Source organism: Nonomuraea sp. NPDC003201 (assembly GCF_053590415.1).
Genome location: NZ_JBSFTC010000007.1, coordinates 106780 through 114192, shown reverse-complemented (window position 1 = coordinate 114192; position 7413 = coordinate 106780). Strand labels below are relative to the sequence as shown.

At 69.6% G+C, this 7413-nt stretch carries 7 protein-coding genes; all 7 read right to left on the bottom strand.

Annotation, left to right across the window (positions count from 1 at the left end):
- The coding region (locus ACWDX9_RS05810; RefSeq protein ID WP_449949490.1) for a complex I subunit 1/NuoH family protein at positions 1–530 on the bottom strand (530 nt) is incomplete at its 3' end.
- Positions 527–2902 carry an NADH-quinone oxidoreductase subunit G gene (locus ACWDX9_RS05805; RefSeq protein WP_364253585.1) on the bottom strand — a complete coding sequence of 792 codons (2376 nt, stop codon included), beginning with the start codon at positions 2900–2902 and terminating at the stop codon, positions 527–529. The genes ACWDX9_RS05810 and ACWDX9_RS05805, both read right to left, overlap by 4 nt.
- The gene (gene nuoF / locus ACWDX9_RS05800; RefSeq protein ID WP_350739844.1) at positions 2899–4188 is read right to left on the bottom strand and encodes an NADH-quinone oxidoreductase subunit NuoF; all 1290 of its coding nucleotides are present in this window, start codon (positions 4186–4188) and stop codon (positions 2899–2901) included. Before nuoF ends, ACWDX9_RS05805 begins: the two co-directional genes overlap by 4 nt.
- Entirely contained in the window at positions 4185–4841 is a 657-nt protein-coding gene (gene nuoE, locus ACWDX9_RS05795) for an NADH-quinone oxidoreductase subunit NuoE (RefSeq protein WP_350739842.1), read from the bottom strand. The genes nuoF and nuoE overlap by 4 nt, the downstream gene beginning before the upstream one ends.
- The gene (locus tag ACWDX9_RS05790) at positions 4838–6163 is read right to left on the bottom strand and encodes an NADH-quinone oxidoreductase subunit D (protein ID WP_449949486.1); all 1326 of its coding nucleotides are present in this window, start codon (positions 6161–6163) and stop codon (positions 4838–4840) included. The genes nuoE and ACWDX9_RS05790 overlap by 4 nt, the downstream gene beginning before the upstream one ends.
- On the bottom strand, positions 6160–6864 hold the full coding sequence (locus ACWDX9_RS05785) for an NADH-quinone oxidoreductase subunit C (RefSeq protein WP_397372726.1): 705 nt from the start codon (positions 6862–6864) through the stop codon (positions 6160–6162). Before ACWDX9_RS05785 ends, ACWDX9_RS05790 begins: the two co-directional genes overlap by 4 nt.
- Positions 6861–7412, bottom strand: a complete 552-nt coding sequence (locus tag ACWDX9_RS05780) for a NuoB/complex I 20 kDa subunit family protein (RefSeq protein WP_185069987.1) — start codon at positions 7410–7412, stop codon at positions 6861–6863. Before ACWDX9_RS05780 ends, ACWDX9_RS05785 begins: the two co-directional genes overlap by 4 nt.
- Position 7413 lies beyond the last annotated feature (1 nt).

The window sequence follows — 7413 nt, the reverse complement described above, 5'->3', positions numbered from 1 at the left end:
ATGGCGATCTCGTACGAGACCACCTGCGCCGCACTTCTGAGACCGCCCAGCAGCGCGTACGGCGAGCGCGACGACCATCCGGCCAGCACCACGCCGTAGACCGACACCGCGCCCATGGCCAGCATGAACAGCACTGCCACCGGCAGGTCCACCATCTGCAGCGGCGTCTGCACGCCGAACAGGTTGACCATCGGCGCGAACGGCACGATCGAGAAGGCCAGGAACGCCGGGACCACCATGATGACCGGGGCCAGCAGGTAGAGCACCTTGTCCACGGTCCGCGGGAAGAGGTCCTCCTTCAGGCCCATCTTCAGGCCGTCGGCCACCGACTGCAGGAGGCCGAACTTACCGGCCCGGTTGGGGCCGTACCGGTTCTGCATCCTGGAGATCAGCTTGCGCTCGAACCAGACGCCGAACAGGATGCCCAGCATCAGGAAGGCGAACAGCATCACGGCCTTGATGATGGTGATCCACAGCGGGTCCTTGCCGAAGTCGGCGAGGGTGGGATCGGCCGCGAGAACGTAGGTCATGAGGCGCTCCCGATGGTGACGATGTCGCCGGCCACCGCGTGCAGGTCACGGGTGACCGAGCAGCCGCCGGAGTTCGCAGGCACCCAGACGACCCGGTCCGGCAGGTCGGCGACGCGCACGGGCAGCGTGACGCTGTCGCCGACGACGAGCTTGTCGCCGTCCGCGACCCCGAGCTCGGCCGCCGTGCTCTCGGAGACCAGCGCCTCCGCGGCGCGGGCGGTGCCCGCCAGGTACGGCTCGCCGTCCTGCAGCCTGCCCTCGTCGAGCAGCAGGTGCCAGGTCGCCAGCAGCGCCTCGCCGGCCGCCGGGGCGACCTGGGCGCGGGTGGCGGTGTGCGGGGCGGTGACGCGGCTGCCGCGCCAGGCGCCCAGGCCGGACAGCTCCCGCCGGGCGGCCTTGGCGTCCGGCAGGCCCAGGTGGACGTCCATCCGGTCGGCCAGGTTGCCGATCACGGCCAGGTCGCTCTGCAGGCCGGGCACCTTCAGCGGCGCCTCGAACGAGCGGCCCCTGCCCTCCCAGTTGACGAACGTGCCGCCCTTCTCCTGAACCGCGGCGACGGGCAGGACCACGTCGGCGCGGTCGGTGACGGCGCTGGCGCGGATCTCCAGGCTGACGATGAACGGCGTGTGCTCGAGCGCGTCGAGCGCCGCCGCCGGGTCGGCCAGGTCGTAGGGGTCGACGCCGGCCACGACCAGCGCGTCCAGCTCACCGGCGCGGGCGGCCTCCAGGATGCCGGTCGTGTCGCGGCCGGGGGTGGCGGGCAGCGAGGCCACGTTCCACGCCCTGGCGACCTCGGCCCTGGCGGTCTCGTCGTCGACCGGGCGGCCGATCGGCAGCAGGTTGGGCAGCGCGCCGGCCTCGACCGCGCCGCGCTCGCCCGCCCTGCGCGGCACCCAGGCGAGCCTGGCGCCGGAGGCGTTGGCGAGCCGTATCACGGCGGACAGGGCGCCGGGCACGGTGGCCAGGCGCTCGCCGGCGAACACGATCGTGCCCTCGGCCAGCGTGCCGACCAGGTCGCCGATCGCGTCGGCCTCGGTGCCGGGCGCGGTGCGGATGAGCGTGCCGCCCATCTTGACCAGGCCGGGCGAGGCGAACGGGGCGATCGAGGTGACCTTGAGGCCCTTCTTCTGCCACGCCTTGCGCAGGCGCAGGAAGACGATCGGCGACTCCTCCTCGGGCTCGAACCCGACGAGCAGCACGTGGGGGGCCTTCTCGAGGTCGGTGTAGCTGACCTCGATGCCCTTGCCGGCCACCGCGTGGGCCAGGAACTGCGCCTCCTCGGCGGAGTGCGGCCGGGCGCGGAAGTCGATGTCGTTGCCGCCCAGGGCCAGGCGGGCGAACTTGGCGTACGCGTACGAGTCCTCGACCGTGACCCGGCCGCCGACCAGCACGCCGGCCTTGCCGCGGGCCTTGGCCAGGCCCTCGGCGGCCACCGCCAGCGCCTCCGGCCACGAGGCGGGCACGAGCACGCCCTCCTCGTTGCGGACCAGCGGCGTCTTCAGCCGGTCGGGCTGCTGGGCGTAGGTGAAGGCCCAGCGGCCCTTGTCGCAGTTCCACTCCTCGTTGACCTGCGGGTCGTTGCCCGCCAGGCGGCGGGTGACCCGGCCGCGCCGGTGGTCGGTGCGCTGGGCGCAACCGGCGGCGCAGTGCTCGCACGCGCTCGGCGTGGAGACCAGGTCGAACGGGCGGGCCCGGAACCGGTAGGCGGCACCGGTCAGCGCGCCGACCGGGCAGATCTGCACCGTGTTGCCGGAGAAGTAGGAGTTGAACGGCTTGCCCTCGGCGGTGCGCACCTGCTCCTTGGCCCCGCGCTCGAAGAACTCGATGAGCGGGTCACCGGCGATCTGGTCGGAGAAGCGGATGCACCGGGCGCACTGGACGCAGCGCTCGCGGTCGAGCAGCACCTGCGTGGACAGCGGCAGCGGCTTGGGGAAGGTCCGCTTCTGCTCCTGGAACCTGGACTCGCCCTGGCCGTTGGACATGGCCTGGTTCTGCAGGGGGCACTCGCCGCCCTTGTCGCAGACCGGGCAGTCGAGCGGGTGGTTCATCAGGAGCAGCTCCATGGCCCCGCGCTGCGCCTTCTCGGCGACCGGCGAGGTGAGCTGCGTCTGCACGACCATGCCCTCGGCGACCTCGATCGCGCACGACGGCTGCGGCTTGGGGAAGCCGCGGCCGTTGCCCGCGTCGGGGATGTCGACCAGGCACTGGCGGCAGTTGGCCGCCGGGTCGAGCAGCGGGTGGTCGCAGAACCTGGGGATCTGGATGCCCAGGAGCTCGGCGGCCCTGATGATCAAGGTGCCCTTGGGCACGCTGACCTGGAACCCGTCGATGGTCAGGGTCACCAGGTTCGTCTCGGTCTCTACGACTGTCACTGCTCACCCCAGAGAGTGGACTTCTTCGGGTCGAACGGACAGCCGCCGATCTCGAAGTGCTTGAGGTACTCGTCGCGGAAGTACTTCACGGAGGAGTGGATCGGGCTGGTCGCGCCGTCGCCCAGGGCGCAGAACGAGCGGCCCAGGATGTTGTCCGCGATGTCGGTGATCGTGGTCAGGTCCTCTTCGGTGCCCTGCCCCTTCTCCAGGCGCTTGAGCACCTGCTTGAGCCAGTACGTGCCCTCGCGGCACGGCGTGCACTTGCCGCAGGACTCGTGGGCGTAGAACTCGGTCCAGCGCAGCACCGTGCGGACCACGCAGGTGGTCTCGTCGAAGATCTGCAGGGCGCGGGTGCCGAGCATGGAGCCCTTGGCGCCGACCGCCTCGAAGTCGAGCGGCACGTCGAGGTGCTCGTCGGTGAAGATCGGCGTGGAGGAGCCGCCCGGGGTCCAGAACTTGATCTGGTGACCGGCCCTGATGCCGCCCGCCATGTCGAGGAGCTCGCGCAGCGTGATGCCGAGCGGCGCCTCGTACTGGCCGGGCCTGGTGACGTGGCCGCTCAGCGAGAAGATGCCGAAGCCCTTGGACTTCTCGGTGCCCATCCCGGCGAACCAGTCGGCGCCGTTGCCGATGATCGAGGGAACACTGGCGATCGACTCGACGTTGTTCACGACAGTCGGCGAGGCGTACAGGCCCGCCACGGCGGGGAACGGGGGCTTGAGTCGCGGTTGACCTCTGAAGCCCTCCAGCGAGTCGAGCAGCGCCGTCTCCTCGCCGCAGATGTACGCGCCGGCGCCGCTGTGCACGACCAGCTCGAGGTCGTAACCGGAGCCGAGGATGTCGGTGCCGAGGTAGCCCTTCTCGTACGCCTCCCGCACGGCCGCGTGCAGCCGCCGGATCACGTGGAGCACCTCGCCGCGCACGTAGATGAAGGCGTGGTTGGCCCGGATCGCGTAGGCCGTGATGATGATGCCCTCGACCAGCGAGTGCGGGTTGGCCATCATCAGCGGGATGTCCTTGCAGGTGCCCGGCTCCGACTCGTCGGCGTTGACGACGAGATAGTGCGGCTTGCCGTCGCCCTGCGGGATGAAGCCCCACTTCATGCCGGTGGGGAAGCCCGCGCCGCCGCGGCCGCGCAGGCCCGAGTCCTTGACGGCCTGGATCACGGCGTCGGGGTCCATGGCCAGCGCCTTCTTCGCCGCCTCGTACTCGCCGTAGACGTCGATGGTGAAGGAGTTGGGCTGGTCCCAGTTCGCGGTCAGGACCGGTGTCAAAGTCGTGCTCATGCCTCGGGGGCCTTCCATCCGTTGGCCTTGGCGACCTTCAGGCCCTCCAGCGAGGCGCCGGCGGCCGACGGGCCGTCGCCCGCCAGGTCGTCGGGCAGGCCGGCGAGCACGCGCGAGGCGTCCTTGAAGCTGCAGAGCTTCTTCGGGCCGCGGGTCGGCCGCACGTCCTTGCCGTCACGCAGGTCGTCGACGAGCTGCTTGGCCGACTCGGGGGTCTGGTTGTCGAAGAACTCCCAGTTGACCATCATGACGGGGGCGAAGTCGCAGGCCGCGTTGCACTCGAGGCGCTCCAGCGAGATCTTGCCGTCGGCGGTCGTCTCCTCGTGGCCGACGCCGACGTGCTCGGACAGCTCGTCCCAGATCTGGTCGCCGCCCATGACCGCGCACAGCGCGTTGATGCACACGCCGACGTGGTAGTCGCCGGCGGGCTTGCGCTTGTACATCGTGTAGAAGGTCGCGACGCCGGTGACCTCGGCCTTGCTGACGCCCAGCATCTCCGCGCAGAACTCCTGCCCGTCGTCGGAGACGTAGCCGTCCTCCGACTGCACGAGGTGGAGCAGCGGCAGCAGTGCGGAGCGCGTCTTCGGGTAACGCCCGATGATCTCCTTGGCATCCCTTTCGAGACGCTCACGGATCTCCGGTGAATAAGTCACCGGTCCACACCTCCCATGACGGGGTCGATAGAAGCCACCGCGGCGATCACGTCGGCGACCTGGCCGCCCTCTGCCATCGCGGGGAAACCCTGCAGGTTGCAGAAGGACGGCTCGCGGAAGTGCACGCGGTAGGGGCGGGTGCCGCCGTCGCTGACCACGTGGGCGCCGAGCTCGCCCTTGGGCGACTCGATGCTGGCGTACGCCTGCCCGGCAGGCACCCGGAAGCCCTCGGTCACCAGCTTGAAGTGGTGGATGAGCGCTTCCATCGAGGAGCCCATGATGTGGGCGATGTGGTCGGGCGAGTTGCCGAACCCGTCGGGGCCGAGCGCGAGCTGCGCGGGCCAGCCGATCTTCTTGTCCTCGATCATCACCGGGTCGCCCTTGAGCGGGCCGGCGATGCGGTCGAGCGCCTGCTCAATGATCTTGAGGGACTCTTCCATCTCCTTCATGCGCACGAGGTAGCGCGAGTAGACGTCACAGCCACGCTCGGTGGCGACGTCGAACTCGTACGTCTCGTAGCCGCAGTAGGGCTGCGACTTGCGCAGGTCCCACGGGAGCCCGGCGGCGCGCATGATCGGGCCGGTGATGCCCAGGGCCATGCAGCCGGTCAGGTCGAGGTAGGCCACGTCCTTGGTGCGGCGCACGTAGACCGGGTTGGCGTCGAGGAGCTTGCGGATGTCCTTGATCCGCTTGGGCATCTCCTTGAGGAACTCACCGACCTTGTCGACCGCGCCCGCGGGCAGGTCGACGCTCACGCCGCCCGGCCTGATGTAGGCGTGGTTCATGCGCAGACCGGTGATGTACTCGAAGAGATCCATGATCATCTCGCGGTCGCGATAGCCGAAGAGGAACGGCGTGGTCGCGCCCAGCTCCATGCCGAACGTGCCCATCGCGACCAGGTGCGAGGAGATCCGGTTGAGCTCCATCATCATCACGCGGATGGCCTGCGCCCGGTCCGGGATGCGGTCCTCGACGCCGAGCAGCTTCTCCACGCCCAGGCAGTAGGCGGTCTCGTTGAAGATCGGCGAGAGGTAGTCCATGCGGGTCACGAACGTGGTCCCCTGGGTCCACGTCCGGTATTCCATGTTCTTCTCGATACCGGTGTGCAGGTAGCCGATGACGCTGCGCGCCTCGGTCACCGTCTCGCCGTCGAGGGTCAGGACCAGGCGGAGCACGCCGTGCGTGGACGGGTGCTGCGGGCCCATGTTGACGACCAGGCGCTCTTCTTCGGTGTCGCGCGCTCCGGTGACGACCTCGTCCCAGTCGCCGCCGTTGACCGAATAGACCTTGCCCTCGGTCGCCTCGTCATAAGCGGTGCTCACGAGTAGCTCCTCCTCTGGTCGGGCGCGGGGATGGTGGCGCCGCGGTATTCGACCGGGATGCCGCCGAGCGGGTAGTCCTTGCGCTGAGGGTGGCCGTCCCAGTCGTCCGGCATCATGATCCGGGTGAGCGCGGGGTGACCGTCGAAGATGATCCCGAAGAAGTCGTACGCCTCACGCTCATGCCAGTCGTGACCAGGGTAAACGCCCACGGTCGATGGAATGTGCGGGTCGGAGTCGGGAGCGCTGGCCTCGACGCGTACGCGGCGGTTGTAGGTGATCGAGCACAGGTGGATGACCGCGTGCAGCTCCTCGCCCGTCAGGTGCGGGTAGTGCACGCCGGTGACGCCCAGCGAGAGCTCGAAGCGCAGGGCCGGGTCGTCGCGCAGCTTCTGGCAGACCTCGACCAGCCGGTCCCGCTTGACGTGCAGGGTCAGCTCGCCGCGGTCGACGACCACGCGCTCGATGGCGTCGTCGAGCGCCAGGCCGTCCACGACCTCGTCGAAGTAGCCGCCGTACGGGCGGGGCGTCGACAGCTGCGGCGCCCGGCGCACGACGAGACCGCCGTAGCCGGAGGTGTCGCCGGAGTCCTGGGTGCCGAACATGCCGTGCCGGGCGATGGGCGCCTCGGGGATGGCGGGAACCGCGGCCTCGGGGGTCTCACCGCTTTCCGGGCTACCGGGGAGGTTGTCGGGCGAGGTCACTTCGAGGCTCCCTGGTCGATCAGCGGCAGCGGCCGCAGCGCCTGCAGCTCGAGCTCCTCGATCTGCTTGGCGCGGTGGGCGCCGAACTTCATGTTCTGGATCTTGTCGTGCAGCTTCACGATCGCGTCGATCAGCATCTCGGGCCGCGGCGGGCAGCCCGGCAGGTAGATGTCGACGGGCACGACGTGGTCGACGCCCTGCACGATCGCGTAGTTGTTGAACATGCCGCCGCTGGAGGCGCACACGCCCATGGAGATGACCCACTTCGGCTCGGCCATCTGGTCGTAGATCTGCCGCAGGACGGGCGCCATCTTCTGCGAGACGCGGCCGGCGACGATCATGAGATCGGCCTGGCGAGGAGACGCCGAAGCGCGCTCCATGCCGAAGCGCGCCAGGTCGTAGTGGGGGCCGCCGGTGGCCATCAGCTCGATGGCACAGCAGGCGAGGCCGAATGTGGCGGGCCACACGGAGTTCTTGCGCGCCCATCCGGCGGCCGCCTCGACCGTGCTGAGGATGAACCCGCTGGGGAGTTTCTCTTCAAGTCCCATT

Excerpts from the sequence above, each read along its gene's own strand:
- ACWDX9_RS05780 (WP_185069987.1), bottom strand. The coding sequence starts at position 7,412 with ATGGGACTTGAAGAGAAACTCCCCAGCGGGTTCATCCTCAGCACGGTC.
- nuoF (WP_350739844.1), bottom strand. The coding sequence starts at position 4,188 with ATGAGCACGACTTTGACACCGGTCCTGACCGCGAACTGGGACCAGCCC.